A 17,709-nucleotide genomic window follows, 5' to 3' on the forward strand; every position below is an offset into this window, starting at 1 on the left:
CAGTAAAAATCCACACAAGTTGTTCTTCTATATTCTTAATGATCTATTCCTTGCCTCGTCAGCAAAAAATTCAACTCAATACAAATCCTTCAACCTTAACCCTAAAAGCCAAGATCTTCATCGTGTATCGCGTCGGGATGCTGCGTATTCTATACAGTTTTTAAACCAGCGCAACCCCTATTTTTCAAAAAAATATCATTAGGGTGTTTTTTAATCAACATAAGCTTTTCTTTGGTTAATATCGTTCATTTTACCATCAATTATACCTTTTTCACTGAACTGATTAAGTTGATCATTCGATTTATAACGCTTCAGTATCTTAAAGGTATGCTCACCCAGTTGTGGTGGTGCATGATGATATTCAATTGGAGTACCCGATAATTTGATTGGTGAAGCAATTACTTTAAATCTCTGATTTTGTGGGTGTGGAATATTTACTACCATTTGACGAGCCAGAATTTGTGGTTCGTTTAATGCTTCTTCAATTGAGTTGATCATGCCCACTGGAACTTTTTTCGCATGAATTTGTGCGACCCAATGATTTGCATCTTGCGTTTGAAAATGCTCACTCAATACACCAATTAATTCATACCTATGTGCAACTCGATCTTTGTTGGTCAAATAGTTTGGCTGACCCAGTAAATCCGCCCGATCTATTGCAATACACAAGTCTTTAAATTGTTTATCATTACCACAGGCAATAATAAAGTCTTTATCCCTTGCCTTAAATACTTGATAGGGCACGATATTTGGATGCGAATTTCCCATTCGTACAGGAGATTTTCCTGTCGTTAAAAAGTTCATGCCCTGATTGGCCAATGTTGCAACCTGTACATCCAAAAGAGACAAATCAATATGCTGTCCTTTACCTGTACTCAATCGTGACCATAATGCTGCCTGAATCGCAACTGTGGCATACAATCCAGTTTGAATATCTGCAACCGCAACTCCAACTTTTTGTGGTTCTTGATTTTGCTCACCTGTAATACTCATCAATCCTGACATGCCTTGAATGACAAAATCATAGCCAGGCTCTTCTGCACGAGGGCCTGTTTGTCCAAAACCTGTAATTGAACAATAGACGAGTTGCGGGTTAATTTGACTTAGTGTCGCGTAATCAAGTCCATATTTTGCCAAAGAACCAGCTTTGTAGTTTTCAATTAATACATCCGCATCTTTAACCATGTCCTGAATTAATTTTTGACCTTCTTCAGATGCAATATCAATTGCCACAGAATATTTATTTCGGTTGGCTGCCTGATAATAACCCGCTTCTTTAGTCGGTTGGCCCTGATCATTTAACATCCACGGCGGTCCCCACATGCGAGTATCATCACCCACTTTTGGACGTTCCACTTTAATCACTTCTGCACCTAAATCTGCCAGAATTTGACCACACCATGGTCCCGCTAAAACCCGACTTAAATCCAATACTGTTAAGCCTGTCAATGCACCCATATTTGTTCCTCCAAAAGCTGACACCCAATTGGAATGTCAGCCTTTTCTATTTCAAGATTTTTGCGGATCATACTGACGATCTTTAATAAAAAAGCCAGGTAATACACCTGCGATAAAGTAGGCTGCACCCATTACAATAAATGCCATTGCAAAAGTCCCACCAGATGCCAAAAAGCCAATAGTCGCAGGCGCAATCGCAGCACCGACACGACCAATGTTATAAGCACCGCCAATTGCAGTCCCACGTACATCAGTTGAGAACGACTCTGCCATATATGTGGCATTTACCCCATATGGAATACCGTAAAGAAAACCAAAGGTGATTAATAAATAAAGAATATTGTCAGGCGTATTAAAAAAGATAATGATTGGCAAGAAAATTGCGCTAGCAAGTGTGCCGAATACAAACACAGCACGGCGATTAAATTTATCAGCTAAATATCCTGCTAAAATTTTCCCAAGAATCATGGCTGTATATGAACCCACCATATAACTGGTTAACGATTTGAAGTTCATATGGACTTCAGTTTCAAGATAACTTGGCATCCAGTTATTAATCCCGTAATAACCAAACTGTAAAAAGAATGCTGTGGTCATCCAGAGTAGAAACATTTTGCGATGTTTGAAGTTATTGAAGATTTGTTTGTAAATACTGCCGCTTTTAGGTTTCACATCTGGTTGTTCTGTTTTTTGTTTTTCTGGATTTAAAGCTGCAATTTTTGTTAATTGCCATGATTTTGGTTCAGGGACAAAGCGCTGTAAAATGACATTAATAATTGCTGGAACCACGGTAATAAAAAACAGAATGCGCCAGCCATGTTCAGGAATAATTGCACCAGCTAATAGTGTAGCTACGATATAACCGACCGTTTGCCCAGTCTGCAATGTACCCAATACCGTTGTACGATACGACGTTGGAACATATTCTGCCATTAAGGTATTACAAGCCATATAAAGTGCGCCAATTCCCAACGCACCTATAAAGCGAAGTGCCATGAACTGTTCAAAACTTTGTGTAAAACCTAAAATACAAGTTGCAATTGAAAAGAATGTCACTGAATGCGCAATGGTTCTAACACGACCAAACTTATCACAGGCCCAACCACCTAAAATCCCCCCAATTCCCATCCCTGCTAAGGATGCGCTGCCTAATGCGCCCGCCTGAAAAGTAGATAAACCAAAATCTGCTTTTAAACTGGTCAAACTATAAGACAACAACATGATATCAACGCCATCCACCACCATCGCAAAATAAGCAAATAGCAATGCCCATTTCCATGTGTTTGGTGTGATTCGATCATATGTTCCAATATTTGAAGCTAATGTGTTTGGAAGATTTCCAGAAACTGCTTGAACATCATTGTTCATTTTATTTCACCTCATTTTTCCTAAATGAGTCTTGGGTTTTCATCGATTGATCATGTCATGATCGCTTTGCCATTGATATTTATCTAGCCCAAGCAAAGTGTCACGTTCTCATGAAAAATTTCATGATGAATCCCTGACTGTGTGTTTGCATTATCATTTTTTAGACAAAAAAATCCTTAAAGACACGCACGAAGCGCATCTTTAAATCAGTGTGATTTGGATTTAAAATTTTTGAATTGAATTAGTTACCGAATGCGGCAATACCTGTTTGGGCACGTCCTAAAATCAGAGCGTGTACATCATGTGTACCTTCGTAAGTATTGACCACTTCAAGATTTACCAAATGACGTGCAACACCAAATTCATCACTAATACCATTACCACCCATCATGTCACGGGCCAATCGTGCAATATCTAATGCCTTACCACAGTTATTACGTTTAATTAGTGAAGTGCCTTCAACCGCAGCAATACCTTCATCTTTCATACGACCAAAACGTAAAGCAACTTGTAATCCTAATGCAATTTCAGTTTGCATATCGGCGAGTTTCTTCTGAATCAACTGATTGGCAGCCAATGGGCGACCAAATTGTTTACGATCCAATGTATATTGGCGTGCAGTGTGCCAGCAGAACTCGGCCGCTCCCATAGCACCCCAAGCGATCCCATAACGCGCACTATTCAAGCAAGTAAATGGACCTTTTAAGCCACGAACTTCTGGGAATGCATTTTCTTCTGGAACAAATACATTATCCATGACAATTTCGCCAGTAATAGACGCGCGTAAACCAACCTTACCGTGAATTGCAGGTGCAGATAATCCTTCCCAACCTTTTTCTAAAATAAAGCCGCGGATTTCGCCCACATTGCCTTCACGCGATACCTCTTTTGCCCATACCACAAACACATCAGCAATTGGGCTGTTGGTAATCCACATTTTTGCGCCACTTAAACGATAACCACCGTCTACTTTTTTGGCACGTGTAATCATACTACCTGGATCGGAACCATGATCAGGTTCAGTCAAACCGAAACAACCGACGTATTCACCTGTTGCAAGTTTAGGTAAATATTTTTGCTTTTGTTCCTCTGTACCGAACTCATTAATTGGCACCATCACCAAAGAGCTTTGTACACTTGCCATTGAACGGTAACCCGAGTCAACACGTTCAACTTCACGTGCAATCAAACCATAGCTGACATAATTTAAACCTGCGCCACCGTATTGTTCTGGAATCGTTGGGCCAAGTAGACCCAATTCACCCATTTCACGAAAAATAGTAGGATCTGTAGTTTCGTGACGGAATTGTTCCAATACACGTGTCATGAGTTTATCTTGACAATATGCATGTGCACTGTCGCGAATCATGCGCTCTTCTTCAGTTAACTGTTGTTCAAGTAAGAATGGGTCTTCCCAATTGAAGTGAACACGTGCAGATTTTTTAGCTGTATCGACCATTTGATTCATCGCTTCCCTAGCCTGTTTGTTTGTCATTGACCTGATGCTACGATGTCAGCGTCAAAGCAGCAAACGATAAATTTGCATACAGTCATTCCATTTACGCATATCTTATCCTTGTTTTAGACTGAGGTTTGATCTAGATTTGAGAAAACAGGCTATTTTCATCATACATATGAGATCTGGCGTGTACAAATATATGTCATTTATAAATATCTTGATTTCACTATAACCACAAGGATCGTGTGATATGCGGCGTATGATTCCCTCTTTACAGGCATTGATTTGTTTTGAATCAGCAGCCAAGCACAAAAGTTATACCTACGCGGCGCAAGAGCTTTCGATTACCCAAAGCGCAGTGTCACGACAAATCCAACAATTGGAAGAATTCTTAAATATTGAGCTGTTTAATCGCACCCGACACGGCGTTGAACTAACGCAAGCAGGTGAACAATATTTTAAGAGTATTAAACCGTATTTACTCGGCATTGAACAAAGTACGCTAGATTTGATGTCGCACAAAGGTTTAGGTGGAACGTTAAAGCTAGGAGTTGTACCGACGTTTGCCACGCGTTGGCTATTACCTCGTTTATATCGTTTTAATGAAATTTATCCTGAAATTACCATTCACCTTGAAACCAGTACCAAACCTTTTTTATTTAGTGATCATATTTTTGATGCCGCCATTTATGCGGGAACACCTTCTCAGATTGAAAACTGGCCTGGGGCAAAAATTCAATTTCTGATGCAAGAGGAAGTTGTACCTGTTTGCTCTTTAGCCCTAATTCAAAAGCACTTCCCACACTTAGCACTTGATCAAACTCAGTCTATTGATTTATCTCCCGAACAGATTAGTCAACTGCCTTTATTACAACAAACCACGCGGCCTTATATCTGGAAAGAATGGTTTACAGCCGCAGAGTATGACTATCCCTATGCAATGGAAGGTCAACGCCATGAACTCTTTTCGATGCTGGCAGTCGCAGCAACGCATCATTTAGGCGTAGCACTAATTCCACAAATGTTGCTTGAAAAAGAATTGGGAAATGCTGATTTGGTGATTGCATCTTCTTTAAAACTTGTGGGCGCACGTTCTTATTATTTTGTTTATTCTGAACAGCATAATAACGCTCTGATTTTAAAATTTACCGAATGGCTGGAAAAAGAAGTCAACACCTACCAGTCCAGAATTTTTGCAAAACAAACCAAGCGTTAGTCACGACTAAATCCCACATAGCGAGATAAATTCTGAACACCTAAATCGGCTTGAATAATTGTTAGCTCTGGATATTCAGTCTGACTAATTGCAGTAAAAATATTCATATCAGGATCTTCATGTAACTCATCTACAGGTTGTTTCATCTGAGTTTCAAAACGATCTGCAACAAATTCAAATCCTAAGTCCATTGCAATAAATAAAGTATGCTCACAAGGCTGAACATATTGCTCTTGAGTCCAGTCAACTACTGCATGTTGACAAATGGGGCAATAAATATTGGCAGAAGCATCAGCCTGCTGAACAAGTTGGTACGACATATGCTTTACTCTAAAATTGAGCACAGTAGTGTAAAAGAAATATTTGCTTGCATCTATTTTTTTTAAAATCCACCTTTAGAGAATTGCTATTCATTTCAACTCATGCTTATTATCATACAAAGAAAAAAACGTGCTCAATTGTGTGAATTCTGAATGAATGACGTTCTGGAAATGGAGATTTCATGTCAACACTAGAAAAAGCCATTGCACTGGCAACAAAAAAACATGCAGGACAACTTGATAAAGCAGGACAACCTTATATTTTACACCCTTTGCGACTGATGCTAAATGTTGAAAGCATGGATCAAAAACTGGTCGCAGTCATGCATGATTTACTTGAAGATACAGATACCACCATTGTAGATTTAATTACTTTGGGGTTTAGCCAAAATGTGATCGATGCTGTCGTGGCACTAACAAAAAAAGAAAGTGAAAGCCGTTTAGATGCAGCCAAAAGAATTGTTAAAAATTCACTGGCAAGAACCGTCAAACTGGCTGATCTTGCAGATAATATGGACTTAAGTCGAATCAAATCTCCTACCCAACGTGATTTTATGCGGCTAGAAGAGTATAAAAAAGTAAAAGAGTTCTTACTTAATCCTCCCGCAGCCCTAGCATAATTTGAGTTATTTACTCAGGTTTAACATAACGCTTTAAAATTATTGGGTATACTGTGCGGCAGTCCTTATAAAATTAAATTTGCTGCTCAACGGAAATTCATTATGCTCACTGATTTAGACGATTTTTATTGTTTTGCTTTAGTCGTTGAACATGGTGGGTTTAGTGCGGCAGAACGTGCCACCGATATCCCAAAATCCAAACTTAGCCGACGTGTCTATAATCTTGAAGAACGTCTTGGGGTACGCCTAATTCAGCGTAGTTCTAGACATTTTGCAGTGACAGAAATCGGCATGAATGTTTATCGTCATGCTCAAGTGATGATGAATGCTGCGCAAGCTGCACACGATCTGGTCGACCATTTAAGCGTTAAACCTCGTGGTGTGATTAAAGTCACCGTCCCCGTCGATATTGCACAAAATCAGATGTCAAAAATTTTGCCTGATTTTTTAAAGTTATATCCTGAAATTCGAGTACAACTGATTATTAGTAATCGACGTTTTGATGTGATTAATGAAGGAATCGATATTGCTCTTCGTGTACGCTCAAATCTGGATGATGATCCGAGTCTAGTGATACGCCAATTCAGCACGATTGAACAACATATTTTTGCAAGTCAGGCGTATCTGAATGAATATGGCTCAATTAAAAAGCCTGAAGATCTCATTCAACACCGCATTTTAAGTTTGTCCGATGATCATTTAGACCAACAAATCATCCTACATAATATGCAGAATGAACAAAATAAAGTTAAAGTCAATCCAGTTGTTATGGCCTCAAACTTACTCATGCTCGCAAATCTGGCAAGCCAAAATTGTGGTGTCGCCTTACTACCAGATACCATTGCCAATGATTATTTAAGAACAGGCGAATTAGTTCGAATTTTGCCAGACTGGAAAGCTCCGCATGGTATTTTCCATGCAGTTTATCCATCTCGTCGCGGTCAATTACCTGCTGTTCGGGTGTTTATTGATTATTTGGTTGAACAATTAAGCACGAGATAAAAAATACAGCTTGTTTCTATAGAAACAAGCTGTATTTAGCGCAGATTTACTCAGTTTCTATTATAGGTAGAACTTCAATATCAGGATATAACCCTGTACCATTTGGCCACGGTGTCAATAATTCATAACCTGTTTCTGTGACTGCAACCATATGCTCCCACTGCGCCGATAATGATTTATCTTTGGTCACCACTGTCCAACCATCACTAAGTTCTTTAACCTGCGCATGCCCTGCATTTACCATAGGTTCAATCGTAAAGACCATACCTTTTTGTAAGACCATGCCTTGTCCCGGCTGACCATAATGCAGAATATTTGGCTGTTCGTGATAAACCTTTCCAATGCCATGACCGCAATATTCACGCACGATACTATAACCTTGAGCTTGAGCGACAGACTGAATCGCATACCCAATATCGCCTAATGTCGCGCCCGGTTTTACTGCTTGAATACCTGCATACATCGCTTTATAAGTGGTCTCAACCAATTTTTTTGCATTAGGATGCACATCACCCACCAGATACATACGGCTGGTATCACCAAAATAACCATCCTTAATAATAGCAACATCAATATTAATAATATCGCCATCTTGAAGAATTTTAGCTGGAGAAGGAATTCCGTGACAGACCACTTCATTAACTGACGTACAGGTGGTTTTGGTAAAACCGTGATAACCCACATTGGCAGGAATCACTTGCAAAGTATTAACGATATAATCATTACAAATATCATCCAGATACTCGGTACTCACACCTGGTTTAATATAATCAGCAATCATCTCCAGAACCTGTGCAGCAAGCCGACCTGAAATACGCAAATTTTCAATATCTTGTTCAGTTTTGATGGTCACTGTAGATGCTCGCATTGCAATCCCCCTCTTTGATTGAGTGAATTATACTCCCTTTACCATCAGACTTACATTGCATTAATGCTTATCATTTCTGATTAGAACCTAACACTCTAGCAATTTAGGCTGTTTTTTAATCAATTAATTTTAATAACTTTATTTATTCATAACATAATTTTATAGATAAAGCCTTGAAGTCGTTGAAATTTCAGTTTTGTTTTCAAAAGTTTAATTTAACCATTTTTACTATTTACGCCAATTTCGCTGCTATGTTGAAATGATCATCAACTCAGATAATTGCACAAACATCCCATTTTTATACTAAAATTTGCATGTTTTTATCATCAACACTCATTTTATGACCAGTCTTCGCACTTCCGATATTATTGCACTTGGTTTTATGACCTTTGCGCTATTTATTGGGGCCGGTAATATTATTTTCCCACCGATTGTTGCTCAACAAGCAGGTGAACATGTATGGTTAGCCGCAGCAGGCTTTTTGATTACGGCTGTAGGCTTACCTGTTATCACCATTATGGCGCTTTCCCGCATGGAAGGCTCTATTGCGATGATCAGTTCACCACTTGGACGTGTAGCTAGCCTGCTACTTACGATTGTGTGCTATCTATCGGTTGGACCATTATTTGCCACCCCACGTACTGCAACCGTTTCTTATGAAATTGGTTTCTCCTCTTATTTTGGTACATCTAGTCACAGCCTGCTGATCTATAGTATTGTTTATTTTGCATTTGTGACTTTGGTTTCGCTTTATCCAAATAAACTTCTGGATACTGTTGGACGTTTTCTCGCACCTTTAAAAATTGCTGCACTTGCAGTTTTAGGTGTCGCCGCTTTTCTTATTCCATCAGGCTATATCCCACCTGCGATTAATAATTATGTTGCCCATCCAGTTTCCGAAGGCTTTGTAAGTGGTTATTTAACCATGGATACTTTGGGTGCTTTGGTATTTGGTATCGTGATTATTCAGGCGATTTATTCACGTGGAGTTCGTGAACCCAGACTAGTGACACGTTATGCCATTATTGCCAGTATTATTTCAGGCATTGGTTTAACACTGGTATATATCAGCTTGTTTAAACTTGGGCTAGGAAGTCATGAAGTTGCACCAAATGCGAGCAATGGCGCTGTAATTTTACATGCCTATGTACAACACGCTTTTGGTGATCTAGGTTCATTATTTTTATCTGTATTAATTTTTATTGCATGTATGGTGACTGCAATTGGCTTAACTTGTGCGTGTGCTGAGTATTTTGCACAGTTGACTAACTTACCATATAAATTGTTTGTGTTTATTTTAGTTGGGTTTTCATTATTGATTTCCAATTTAGGACTTACCAAACTTATTGCAATTTCAGTTCCTGTTTTAACTGCAATTTATCCGCCCGCCATTGTGGTAATTATGCTGAGTTTCTTTTGGAAATACTGGAACGTACCTGCTCGCGTCGTCGCCCCAGTTACAGCAGTTGCATTTTTATTTGGTATTATTGAAGGATTAAAAGTCGCTGGTTTTGAAGCATCTCTCCCTGATTTCGTTCAAAATTTACCGCTAAATGCACAAAATTTAGCATGGCTTATTCCTTCTATTGCAGTACTTGTCATTTCTATTGTGATCGACAAAATCAAAAAACCGACCGTTTGATTATTTTGTTGTTAAATTAAAGTCTTGTTTTATCCAAACCTGATTTTAAACCCAATAAAAATGCCACTGTTTTTACCCAAAACAGGCATTTTTGTTTCAGCGATGTTTTATAAGCAACCTATTTACTAAATACCCGCTATTTATGATCCATTCTTAAAAATAGAGTCATTACTCCATATTTAATTAAATTTTAAGAAAAACATTCTAGGCTAAAAAACAACCTGACATATTACTTTTATCAAGTTAGCTGGCATGATTCATGCTTTATTCAGCTTAAGTCGTATGTTTTTTCGAAAAAAATGTACATACGATGTAAAGAGATTCCAAACAATTTCGTTATATATAAATATTTTTGATAGAAATGCTTATATTTCTTACAAAAATATAAACAACTATCATATTTTTTATATATAAGCCAAGTATTTTGGAAAATAATGTTATCACCTATTGAAATACCATCAAATTCAAAGTACAACTGTAATATTAAATCCGACTAAAACAATTATGTTTAGTCAAACTAAAGAAGGAGGGGTGGAGATGTTATCATTACATTTCAATAAGCAAGTCTTCATTAACGCTCTGAAGACCTCAGACACAGTGATTTATGGAATAACGACTGTTGCTCTGATGTTGACACTTGCATTTCAAGGAATGATTAAAGGCAATTTAAAGCCTGAATACTTTATGTATGCTCTTGTGGTTTCTGTTGCCTTTTCAGTATGGGCATTTGTTGACCACAAATTCCGCCAGCTTAGCCTAGAACGCGCCAAAGCTAAAATGGAGAAAATGGATGAGTAATCATCCATTTTTTATGCCCTTTACTTTTAAGTCCCTTGACTCAACCGAATTATAGAACCTAATAATAAAACGAAAGTCGCCCCGACTTCGATTACAATTAAAGCCAGCATTGCCAATGTCATCATCCATGTAGGTAAACTACGCCGCCCCAACTTATGTGGTGTTTGAAACTGGTTGCTAGTATCTTTTAAAAAACCATGCAAGATGTACGACCCAATCGAAAAACTAAAGAAAATCAGATTTAGGATTACGCAGATTAAATTAATAAATGCTGACCAGACTGAAAAATAAGCCAAGACCGCCAAAATGAGACTTGCGGGAGCATACAAAAGACTACTGCGATGGGCAATATCGACATAATAATGTGCGCGTGATTGTTGAGATTGACGAATTTGATAATATTTCCAAACGCCCGTCAGCATCCCCACCCAAAGAAAAATCCCACTAAATATAATCCCTAGTTTTACAGCAAAACTTAAAAAAATCATGAGATTCCATCTCTATATTTATTTTTGGAAGCCCGTTATATAGCATATTTTTGACTTTTAAGTCATAAAAATTATCAAGTTTCATTTTGGAACTAACTTAAAGTACAAGCAAGATTATTAGCCGATGACACCTTATGGAAAATTTTGAAAAAATATGGATAAGTTGTGCAGATGGTTATCAACTTGCTGCTCAATTCTATCGATCATCTAAAAATATCGAAAGTGCCAAGACTTATCCTATTTTGATTTGTCCTGCCACTGGTATTACCAAATCGTTTTATCATGCTTTCGCAAGTTGGTTGAGTGAACAAGGCTATGATGTCATGGTTTTTGACTTTCGTGGAATTGGACAATCTTTGCATGGACGTCTTAGTCGCTCTAACGCGAGTATTGTTGACTGGGGAACGCTGGATATTCCTGCCGCAATGACAACACTATTAAATAAATCAGGTGCAGAGAAAGTCATTTTACTCGGCCATAGTGCAGGCGGTCAGCTTTTAGGTATTAATCCACTGTATGCAAAAGTACACCAAGTTATTGCTGTTGCAGGCTCAACAGGTTATGTAAAAGAATTAAAAGGTAAGACTAAGATTTTAGCACCTGTGATGTTTAATTTTGTATTCCCTATTTCAAGTCTGATCAAAGGGTACGGAGCGACACAATTTATTGGCATGGGAGAAAACTTACCCAAATTAGTAGCAAAACAATGGCGAGAATTTTGTAGTCAAGCAGGCTATATAAAAAATGCGATAGGAAAAACAGTACAGCACGATTTTCATCACCAAATTGTATGCCCTGTAACGTCAATCTGGGCTACAGATGATGAGATTGCAACAGAAATAAATGTGAAAGATTTATTAAGTTTATATCCAAATGCAAAGACTGAGATGATTAAGCTAGAACCTAAACAACTTGGTTTTCAAACCATTGGGCATATGTTGATGTTTAAAAAATCTCATCAAAGTTTATGGCCTCTTATTCAACAACATATCGAGGAGTAATTATTATTCACTTAAAGTTATCGAGAGCATATATTTTCTCTGAGTTATGACTCTCGATCATTTGATTCAACCCACTTCTATTTCCAATATATGCTTCACAGTAATTAAAAAGAAGAACTAAAAAATTTTCTTTTATTTTTCAGAAAATTGTATTTAAAACTTTGTTAATCACAAGCTGATTGATGTTTTATGGATCTAGTATTTTTATATTTTATTTGCTATCTTGATTGAGTTACAAATTCATCATGTGTAATTCAAAATGAACAAAACCTTATCTGAACCACCCAAAACACATGGGGGAAAACGAGATAATGCTGGACGAAAAGCACAATATCTAGAAAAAACCGTCGTTATGCGTGTTCCTGCATCAAAAGTCAACGCGATTAAAGCATGGCTACAACCGCGTCCCAAAGAAGATATTGAATCTATTCAGAATCTACAAAAACTTGTGGCAACAAGCTGTGTTGAAATCCCCTTTCCACTTGAGTCTATTGCGGCTGGATTTCCCTCACCTGCGCAGGATGATATCGAGCAAACACTTGATCTTAATCAATATCTTGTAAAAAATCCGCTCTCAACCTTTATGCTCAAAGTCAGTTCTTTATCAATGAGGGATGCAGGTATCGAAATAGGCGATAAAATTATTATTGATAAGGGCTTGGAAGCGATACATGGCGATATTGTAGTTGCATTGCTCAATAATGAATTTACAGTTAAACGTTATATGTGTAATAACAAAAATCCTTACGATTTTTGGTTAAAAGCAGAAAATCCAGAATTTCCAGATATTTATCCTCATGAAAATGACAATTTAAAAGTCTGGGGAGTTGTCACCTGCATCCTTAAGAAATTGAGATAAATTATGTTTCAGTTTCAGCAGGAACATTATGCACTGATTGACATTAATAATTGTTATGTCAGTTGTGAACGCTTATTCCAACCCAAACTTAACAATCAGCCTGTCGTAGTATTGTCCAATAATGACGGTTGTGTGGTCTCACGAAGTAATGAGGCAAAAGCACTGGGGATTAAAATGGCTGTGCCGTGGCATCAAATTAAAGATCTTCCCCAGTATCAAGGTGTACAGGTATTTTCTAGCAACTATACGTTATATGCAGAAATGTCTCGGCGCTTTTTTTTAACAATTCAGGAATTTTTTAATACAGAAGATACCGAAGCCTACTCAATCGATGAATGCTTTATTCATCTTACCCCTTATGTCAGATTATTTGATATAGAAGAATACTGTCATCAACTTGTCAAAGTTCTTGAGCAATGGCTAGGACTACCCTGTTCAATTGGTATAGGTCACAGTAAAACACAAGCAAAACTCGCCAATCATTTTGCAAAAAAAATTTACAGCTTCAAAGGCGTTTGCCATTTGGGAAAACTTGATCCGCTTATTTTGGAAGATTTAATGATCAATACACCTGCTAAAGAAGTCTGGGGCATTGGTCATCAAATCAGCAAAAGATTACAAGCCTATAATATTTATAACGCCTATGACTTAACTTTTGCCAATGAACACTATCTTGCTAAAGAGTTTTCAGTGATTATTGCACGCACGATTCGTGAGCTAAAAGGCCAATCCTGTATCTCTCTAGATGACCCACTGATTCCAAGTAAACGTATTTTGGCATCACGAAGTTTTTCACAAAGTCTAAATGACTTATCTCAAATAAAACAGGCTCTCATTTTTCATTTAAATCGTGCACATCGTCGTTTGTTAAAGCAACAGCAATTATGCAATTGCATTCAAGTTTTTCTATATGAAAAAATAGAAACCAAACCGTATAAAAAAGCGTGTACACATGCTGTTGGTCTTGAATATGCGACAGATGATCTACTAATTTTAACAAAGTTTTCTTTACAGCAACTTGATGTTTTATTTGATAAAAATAAAAAATATATCAAAATTGGTGTAATGTTTTGTGGGTTATATCCTCGTCAACAACATATCGATGATCTTTGGCAACCACTAGAACAGATCAATGAACGTCAAAATCTAATGCTAACGCTTAGCTCAATAAAAAACCGCTTTGGCAATGAAAGTTTGCAAGTTGGATATCATTCCTGCCAGTTCCAATGGAAAATGAAACAACTTTATCGATCTCCTCATTATCTTACTCGATGGAACGAACTGCTATGTATCAATGATTCACATATGACGGTTACACAAAATAAATGAACTGTTTTCGTCAATTCGGTTTAAAATAGTATGCAATAAAAAAATCGTAAAATTTGTCATTTTTTAACATTGCCAATTTTCAGCAAAGTTTGCAATATAGGTGCTGAGTTTTGGCAAACGCTTTCTGCTTCAATTAAAACAAATTATAAAAAACATGTAGAAAATTATGCCATAATAAGCAAACTTTGCAGACATCTTGCAAAGCTTATTTGCATTTTATGAATTGGAGCAAACAGAATGAGTTCAACCATTTTGGTGATTCATGGACCGAATTTGAATCTGTTAGGAAAACGTGAACCAGAAGTTTATGGTTATCTCACTTTGAATGATATCAACCAACAGTTGATTGCCCAAGCTCAAAATTCCAGTATTCAATTAGAAACATTTCAGAGTAACTGGGAAGGTGCGATTGTAGATCGTATTCATCAAGCCCAGACTGAAGGCGTTAAATTTATTGTTATTAACCCTGCTGCGCTTACTCATACTTCAGTTGCTCTACGCGATGCCTTACTTGGCGTTGCCATACCTTTTATCGAAGTACATTTATCGAATGTACATGCGCGCGAAACCTTTCGCCATCATTCTTATTTATCTGATAAAGCCGTTGGCGTGATTTGTGGTTTGGGAGCAAAAGGATATTCTTATGCCCTCGACACGGCCATCGAAAAACTACAGTCCTCTCATTAATTCACCATGATTTAGGAATACTCACCTATGGATATTCGCAAAATTAAGAAACTCATCGACTTGATGATTGAATCTGACTTACAAGCGATTGAGGTTAAAGAAGGTGATCAATCTATCTCTCTCACTCGCCCAACACCTGTGTATACCACTGCGCCTGTAGCTGCACCCGTTGCTGCGCCTACAGCTGCACCTGCAGCAAAAACACCGCGTGGTGCAGTAGAAACTTCACCAATGGTAGGTGTGTTCTATGCTGCCCCAAGTCCAGGTGAAGCAACTTTTGTTAAAGTGGGTCAGACCGTTTCTGCGGGTGAAACATTGGGTATTATTGAAGCGATGAAAATCATGAACCCAATTGAGGCGACTCAAAGTGGTGTAGTCGAAGAAATTTTAGTGAAAAACGGTGAAGTGATTCAGTTTGGTCAACCATTATTCCGTTATCGCGCATAATCCACGGGGGCATTTATGTTGCAAAAAGTATTAATTGCAAACCGTGGTGAAATCGCATTACGAATTACCCGCGCTTGCAAAACATTGGGCATTAAAACTGTTGGTATTTATTCTGATGCCGATAAGGATTTAATGCATTTACGTTTCGTAGATGAAGCTGTATGTATAGGCCCGGGTGCAAGTAGTGATAGCTATTTAAATATCCCTGCAATTATTACAGCAGCAGAAATTACAGGCGCAGATGCCATCCATCCGGGTTATGGCTTTCTCTCAGAAAATGCTGAATTTGCCGAGATTGTAGAAACGTCGGGTTTTATCTTTATTGGCCCACGTCCTGAGCATATTCGCTTAATGGGGAATAAAGTTTCTGCAATCGTTGCCATGAAAAAATCAGGTGTTCCAACTGTTCCAGGTTGTGATCATGCTGTGACTATTCATAATGCACTGGCAGAAGCCAAAGAAATTGGTTTTCCTTTGATCGTGAAAGCTGCCGCAGGCGGTGGCGGTCGTGGTATGCGTATCGTTGAACGTGTCGATACCCTACTTGAATCTGTTCAGGCTGCTCAACGTGACGCTGAAATGTGGTTTGGTGATGATACCGTCTATATGGAACGTTTCCTGCAAAAACCACGTCATGTGGAAGTGCAAATACTGGGCGATGGTAATGGTCACGCGATTCACTTATATGACCGCGACTGCTCATTACAGCGTCGTCACCAAAAAGTTCTAGAAGAAGCACCTGCACCAAACTTACCTGAGCAGGCACGTGCTGAAATTTTAGAAGCTTGTGTCAATGCATGTAAGCTCATGCAGTATCGCGGTGCGGGCACATTTGAATTTCTGTTTGAAGATGGCGAGTTTTTCTTTATTGAAATGAATACTCGTGTTCAGGTTGAACATCCTGTTACTGAAATGGTGACAGGGATCGATATCATTGAACAACAACTACGCATTGCAGCAGGCTTAGGTCTTAATATTGAGCAATCGGATGTTGAAGTTCGTGGTCATGCGATTGAATGTCGTATTAATGCAGAAGATCCTACGACCTTTTTACCCTCTCCTGGCAAAATTGAACATTTTTATGCCCCAGGTGGTGCGGGTATTCGTCTAGATTCACACATCTATCCTGAATATAGCATTCCGCCTTATTATGACTCAATGATCGCAAAACTGATTGCTCATGGTAAAGATCGTGAAACTTCACTGGCTCGTATGCGTCAGGCTTTAGATGAAATTATCCTAACTGGCGTAAAAACCAATATTCCTTTGCATAAAGATCTTATTTTACAAGATAAGAAATTCTGTGCTCAAGCAATGGATATTCACTATCTTGAAAAACATTTGCTGAAGCAATTGGAAGCAACACCAGCTGAAAAAGCTTAATGTTAAAAAACCTCTTATTTCGATAAGAGGTTTTTTTATAAGAGATAAGAAATATTAAAGTCGTTGAGGTTTTATTCAGTTTTTTAGCGTTAAGATATTTGCCATAATCATAAGATCAGCTAGCGTTCAGTTTTAACACACAATTTTATTAGCAGGTTGGCATTACTCTCAGACTAACAGTAAATTTATTATTTCAATCCATGTTCATATTTGAACTTTTCCAGATCACGAATAGCATAACGATAGTCACGGTTCATACGATCTGAATCACTTTGTAAATCTTTGAGCAATTTACTATAACGCTCACGCTCCTCTGGCTTGAGTTTATCATCATAAGATTTACGGGAATATTCTTTGAAATTATCCTGATAACGCTGATAGTCATTTTCAGCATTATAATAATTGTGTGCAACTTGGTAATAATCCCTTAATTTCGCACGAGTTTCCACTGGGCAGACTTGATAGTTACCACTACCTTTTAAAGCTTCATAGAAAATATTATCAGCTTGACAATAATACGTTTGCCCCTTGCGATAACCTTGTTCATATTGACTCTGATTAGGGACAACATTTCCTTTTGAGCAGGCTTTATAAAATTGATCTAGCCTGCGTTCGTGACCATTTGAACCATCTTTTTCGCCGACTGCAACCCAATTTGCAGTTTTACATTCATCCAGACTCATCGCCACGCAACCTGAAAGCAATACTGGAATTATAGCCAGACAGATATTTGTTATTTTCATCTTTAACTCAAACTAAAACTT

General features: G+C 38.0%; 18 protein-coding genes. 11 read left to right on the forward strand and 7 right to left on the reverse strand.

Annotation, left to right across the window (positions count from 1 at the left end):
- Positions 1 to 210: 210 nt before the first annotated feature.
- From A7A69_RS09535 to A7A69_RS09545, 3 genes are all read right to left on the reverse strand, one after another.
- Positions 211 to 1,458, reverse strand: coding sequence for a CaiB/BaiF CoA transferase family protein (locus A7A69_RS09535; protein ID WP_152877217.1), 1,248 nt, complete (start codon positions 1,456 to 1,458; stop codon positions 211 to 213).
- Positions 1,459 to 1,509: 51 nt separating this feature from the next.
- Positions 1,510 to 2,826 carry an MFS transporter gene (locus A7A69_RS09540; RefSeq protein ID WP_120371288.1) on the reverse strand — a complete coding sequence of 439 codons (1,317 nt, stop codon included), beginning with the start codon at positions 2,824 to 2,826 and terminating at the stop codon, positions 1,510 to 1,512.
- A gap of 241 nt (positions 2,827 to 3,067) precedes the next feature.
- The gene (locus A7A69_RS09545) at positions 3,068 to 4,294 is read right to left on the reverse strand and encodes an acyl-CoA dehydrogenase (protein WP_152877689.1); all 1,227 of its coding nucleotides are present in this window, start codon (positions 4,292 to 4,294) and stop codon (positions 3,068 to 3,070) included.
- A gap of 241 nt (positions 4,295 to 4,535) precedes the next feature.
- Between A7A69_RS09545 and A7A69_RS09550 the strand changes: the two genes are divergently transcribed.
- On the forward strand, positions 4,536 to 5,501 hold the full coding sequence (locus tag A7A69_RS09550) for a LysR substrate-binding domain-containing protein (protein WP_152877219.1): 966 nt from the start codon (positions 4,536 to 4,538) through the stop codon (positions 5,499 to 5,501).
- Here the strand turns inward: A7A69_RS09550 and A7A69_RS09555 are convergent.
- Positions 5,498 to 5,821 carry a hypothetical protein gene (locus A7A69_RS09555; RefSeq protein WP_152877221.1) on the reverse strand — a complete coding sequence of 108 codons (324 nt, stop codon included), beginning with the start codon at positions 5,819 to 5,821 and terminating at the stop codon, positions 5,498 to 5,500. The genes A7A69_RS09550 and A7A69_RS09555 overlap by 4 nt on opposite strands.
- A gap of 182 nt (positions 5,822 to 6,003) precedes the next feature.
- Here A7A69_RS09555 and A7A69_RS09560 point away from each other — a divergent pair, with 182 nt between their 5' ends.
- Together A7A69_RS09560 and A7A69_RS09565 are read left to right on the forward strand one after the other, a co-directional pair.
- Complete coding sequence (locus A7A69_RS09560; RefSeq protein WP_120371284.1) at positions 6,004 to 6,441, forward strand: HD domain-containing protein; 438 nt, start codon at positions 6,004 to 6,006, stop codon at positions 6,439 to 6,441.
- 102 nt (positions 6,442 to 6,543) lie between these two features.
- A complete protein-coding gene (locus A7A69_RS09565; RefSeq protein WP_120371283.1) occupies positions 6,544 to 7,443 on the forward strand; it encodes a LysR family transcriptional regulator in 900 nt (299 codons plus the stop codon).
- Positions 7,444 to 7,489: 46 nt separating this feature from the next.
- Here A7A69_RS09565 and map read toward each other — a convergent pair whose 3' ends face one another.
- Positions 7,490 to 8,311: a type I methionyl aminopeptidase gene (gene map, locus A7A69_RS09570; protein ID WP_152877223.1), complete on the reverse strand. Its 822-nt coding sequence runs from the start codon at positions 8,309 to 8,311 to the stop codon at positions 7,490 to 7,492.
- Between the two features lie 340 nt (positions 8,312 to 8,651).
- Here map and brnQ point away from each other — a divergent pair, with 340 nt between their 5' ends.
- Entirely contained in the window at positions 8,652 to 9,953 is a 1,302-nt protein-coding gene (gene brnQ / locus A7A69_RS09575) for a branched-chain amino acid transport system II carrier protein (RefSeq protein WP_120371282.1), read from the forward strand.
- Between the two features lie 537 nt (positions 9,954 to 10,490).
- Positions 10,491 to 10,751 carry a hypothetical protein gene (locus A7A69_RS09580; RefSeq protein ID WP_004988991.1) on the forward strand — a complete coding sequence of 87 codons (261 nt, stop codon included), beginning with the start codon at positions 10,491 to 10,493 and terminating at the stop codon, positions 10,749 to 10,751.
- Between the two features lie 26 nt (positions 10,752 to 10,777).
- Here A7A69_RS09580 and A7A69_RS09585 read toward each other — a convergent pair whose 3' ends face one another.
- Positions 10,778 to 11,239: a hypothetical protein gene (locus A7A69_RS09585; protein WP_152877225.1), complete on the reverse strand. Its 462-nt coding sequence runs from the start codon at positions 11,237 to 11,239 to the stop codon at positions 10,778 to 10,780.
- 134 nt (positions 11,240 to 11,373) lie between these two features.
- Between A7A69_RS09585 and A7A69_RS09590 the strand changes: the two genes are divergently transcribed.
- The 6 genes from A7A69_RS09590 to accC all read left to right on the forward strand — a co-directional run bounded on the left by A7A69_RS09590 (position 11,374) and on the right by accC (position 16,945).
- Positions 11,374 to 12,240 carry an alpha/beta hydrolase family protein gene (locus A7A69_RS09590; RefSeq protein WP_152877227.1) on the forward strand — a complete coding sequence of 289 codons (867 nt, stop codon included), beginning with the start codon at positions 11,374 to 11,376 and terminating at the stop codon, positions 12,238 to 12,240.
- Positions 12,241 to 12,499: 259 nt separating this feature from the next.
- Complete coding sequence (locus A7A69_RS09595) at positions 12,500 to 13,099, forward strand: LexA family protein (RefSeq protein WP_120371279.1); 600 nt, start codon at positions 12,500 to 12,502, stop codon at positions 13,097 to 13,099.
- A gap of 3 nt (positions 13,100 to 13,102) precedes the next feature.
- Positions 13,103 to 14,428, forward strand: coding sequence for a Y-family DNA polymerase (locus tag A7A69_RS09600; protein ID WP_152877228.1), 1,326 nt, complete (start codon positions 13,103 to 13,105; stop codon positions 14,426 to 14,428).
- Between the two features lie 237 nt (positions 14,429 to 14,665).
- Positions 14,666 to 15,115 (forward strand): type II 3-dehydroquinate dehydratase, encoded by a 450-nt coding sequence (aroQ, locus tag A7A69_RS09605; RefSeq protein ID WP_151980340.1) that lies wholly within the window; start codon positions 14,666 to 14,668, stop codon positions 15,113 to 15,115.
- 27 nt (positions 15,116 to 15,142) lie between these two features.
- Complete coding sequence (accB, locus tag A7A69_RS09610; RefSeq protein ID WP_120371276.1) at positions 15,143 to 15,562, forward strand: acetyl-CoA carboxylase biotin carboxyl carrier protein; 420 nt, start codon at positions 15,143 to 15,145, stop codon at positions 15,560 to 15,562.
- 15 nt (positions 15,563 to 15,577) lie between these two features.
- The gene (accC, locus tag A7A69_RS09615) at positions 15,578 to 16,945 is read left to right on the forward strand and encodes an acetyl-CoA carboxylase biotin carboxylase subunit (RefSeq protein ID WP_152877230.1); all 1,368 of its coding nucleotides are present in this window, start codon (positions 15,578 to 15,580) and stop codon (positions 16,943 to 16,945) included.
- A 188-nt stretch (positions 16,946 to 17,133) separates the two neighbouring features.
- On the opposite strand, the gene A7A69_RS09620 is transcribed toward accC, so the two are convergent.
- Positions 17,134 to 17,688, reverse strand: a complete 555-nt coding sequence (locus A7A69_RS09620) for a DUF2799 domain-containing protein (RefSeq protein WP_152877231.1) — start codon at positions 17,686 to 17,688, stop codon at positions 17,134 to 17,136.
- Positions 17,689 to 17,709 lie beyond the last annotated feature (21 nt).

It is taken from the genome of Acinetobacter guerrae (genome assembly GCF_009372255.1).
Classification (GTDB): domain Bacteria; phylum Pseudomonadota; class Gammaproteobacteria; order Pseudomonadales; family Moraxellaceae; genus Acinetobacter; species Acinetobacter guerrae.

What these genes read in the sequence shown, in the direction of transcription:
- A7A69_RS09535 (WP_152877217.1), bottom strand. Translation starts at nt 1,458, where the DNA reads ATGGGTGCATTGACAGGCTTAACAGTATTGGATTTAAGTCGGGTTTTA.
- A7A69_RS09540 (WP_120371288.1), bottom strand. Translation starts at nt 2,826, where the DNA reads ATGAACAATGATGTTCAAGCAGTTTCTGGAAATCTTCCAAACACATTA.
- A7A69_RS09545 (WP_152877689.1), bottom strand. Translation starts at nt 4,294, where the DNA reads ATGAATCAAATGGTCGATACAGCTAAAAAATCTGCACGTGTTCACTTC.
- A7A69_RS09550 (WP_152877219.1), top strand. Translation starts at nt 4,536, where the DNA reads ATGCGGCGTATGATTCCCTCTTTACAGGCATTGATTTGTTTTGAATCA.
- A7A69_RS09555 (WP_152877221.1), bottom strand. Translation starts at nt 5,821, where the DNA reads ATGTCGTACCAACTTGTTCAGCAGGCTGATGCTTCTGCCAATATTTAT.
- A7A69_RS09560 (WP_120371284.1), top strand. Translation starts at nt 6,004, where the DNA reads ATGTCAACACTAGAAAAAGCCATTGCACTGGCAACAAAAAAACATGCA.
- A7A69_RS09565 (WP_120371283.1), top strand. Translation starts at nt 6,544, where the DNA reads ATGCTCACTGATTTAGACGATTTTTATTGTTTTGCTTTAGTCGTTGAA.
- map (WP_152877223.1), bottom strand. Translation starts at nt 8,311, where the DNA reads ATGCGAGCATCTACAGTGACCATCAAAACTGAACAAGATATTGAAAAT.
- brnQ (WP_120371282.1), top strand. Translation starts at nt 8,652, where the DNA reads ATGACCAGTCTTCGCACTTCCGATATTATTGCACTTGGTTTTATGACC.
- A7A69_RS09580 (WP_004988991.1), top strand. Translation starts at nt 10,491, where the DNA reads ATGTTATCATTACATTTCAATAAGCAAGTCTTCATTAACGCTCTGAAG.
- A7A69_RS09585 (WP_152877225.1), bottom strand. Translation starts at nt 11,239, where the DNA reads ATGATTTTTTTAAGTTTTGCTGTAAAACTAGGGATTATATTTAGTGGG.
- A7A69_RS09590 (WP_152877227.1), top strand. Translation starts at nt 11,374, where the DNA reads ATGGAAAATTTTGAAAAAATATGGATAAGTTGTGCAGATGGTTATCAA.
- A7A69_RS09595 (WP_120371279.1), top strand. Translation starts at nt 12,500, where the DNA reads ATGAACAAAACCTTATCTGAACCACCCAAAACACATGGGGGAAAACGA.
- A7A69_RS09600 (WP_152877228.1), top strand. Translation starts at nt 13,103, where the DNA reads ATGTTTCAGTTTCAGCAGGAACATTATGCACTGATTGACATTAATAAT.
- aroQ (WP_151980340.1), top strand. Translation starts at nt 14,666, where the DNA reads ATGAGTTCAACCATTTTGGTGATTCATGGACCGAATTTGAATCTGTTA.
- accB (WP_120371276.1), top strand. Translation starts at nt 15,143, where the DNA reads ATGGATATTCGCAAAATTAAGAAACTCATCGACTTGATGATTGAATCT.
- accC (WP_152877230.1), top strand. Translation starts at nt 15,578, where the DNA reads ATGTTGCAAAAAGTATTAATTGCAAACCGTGGTGAAATCGCATTACGA.
- A7A69_RS09620 (WP_152877231.1), bottom strand. Translation starts at nt 17,688, where the DNA reads ATGAAAATAACAAATATCTGTCTGGCTATAATTCCAGTATTGCTTTCA.